Genomic DNA, 1,138 nt, shown 5'->3' with positions numbered 1-1,138 from the left:
CTTTGAACGTACTCACTTAAAGGAATCCCTACTTCTTTTTTAAACAATTTAGATAAATAGGTAGGAGAAATATCTAAAAGGTTAGCAAGATCATTGAGAGATATTTCATCGTAAATATGTTTGTGAATATGATTTAGGCATGTAGTTATTGAATTAGAATATTCTTGATTACTATATTCTTTCACACGTTCTGCAAAAGTACATAATGCATCTTCAATTAATCTATTTACTGAATACATGTTATCTAGTTTTTCGATGGTTTGGATATATAAAGTACCAAGTGAAAAAGCAATATCTGACGGAAGATTACCATCTATCGCATACCGAATAGCTAGGGTAATTGCTATAATACCATTATTTTTTTGGTTTCTAAGTTGATCTCCTTTTGATACAATTGCCGCATCTTCTTGAGGGAATGAATACGCATATTGTATTACTTTTTCTTTATTTCCCTCTTTAATTGCTGAAAAAAATTTGCGTTCTAATGATATGTTGTAATTTTGCGGATCGTTCCGGCGACGTTTTGAAATATATAGATCAGGGTTTACGATTTTATAAGAAATGTCCTCTAGTAATTTGTTTTTTTCCCAAACAAGATCTCTATCTAATTTTTCATTGAAAATTACGTAATGTAACCAAATACTTATATCAATAAGAGTACTTTTTTTAATCTCAGGTAAAAATTGATAGTAGTCTACTCCTTGTTGCATTTTATTATTACAGTTGAAATACTTCATAAGTTTAATAGCCATTTCATCTGATACTTTTGGATAGGTAGTAGGACCAATTATAATAGTTCCTTTTATATGTTCGTGATTTGTTATATGAATAATAATGAAATTTTCAAGATACTTATTCCCTTTAAAAAGTGGGAAATTACAAGGAGCATTTTCTTGATAAATTTCATTAAGATGTTCTTCTTTAGAAGAATAAAAAGGACTACAAATAGTATTAGAAGTAGATTGATATAAAATTTTTCTGTTGGTAGATAAAAAATGAACAGGTACATGAAAGGTTCTATGTACAAGATCACATAAGTATTGTAGGTCGATGGAATTATTCATTATTTTCTATCTTCTCCTTTTAAGTAGTTCGTAAAACACCACCTTAATAAATTTATTCATTTAATATCTATTAT

1 protein-coding gene is annotated in these 1,138 nt (G+C 28.1%); it reads right to left on the bottom strand.

What is annotated here, in order from left to right:
• Nucleotides 1-1,064 (bottom strand): helix-turn-helix transcriptional regulator (locus ACFWDE_RS30525; RefSeq protein ID WP_377896399.1); only part of this gene is annotated, 1,064 nt, incomplete at its 3' end.
• Nucleotides 1,065-1,138 lie beyond the last annotated feature (74 nt).

The sequence above is a fragment of the Bacillus sp. NPDC060175 genome (assembly GCF_042728695.1).
GTDB lineage: Bacteria > Bacillota > Bacilli > Bacillales > Bacillaceae_G > Bacillus_A.
This window is presented reverse-complemented; position numbering and strand designations above follow the sequence as displayed.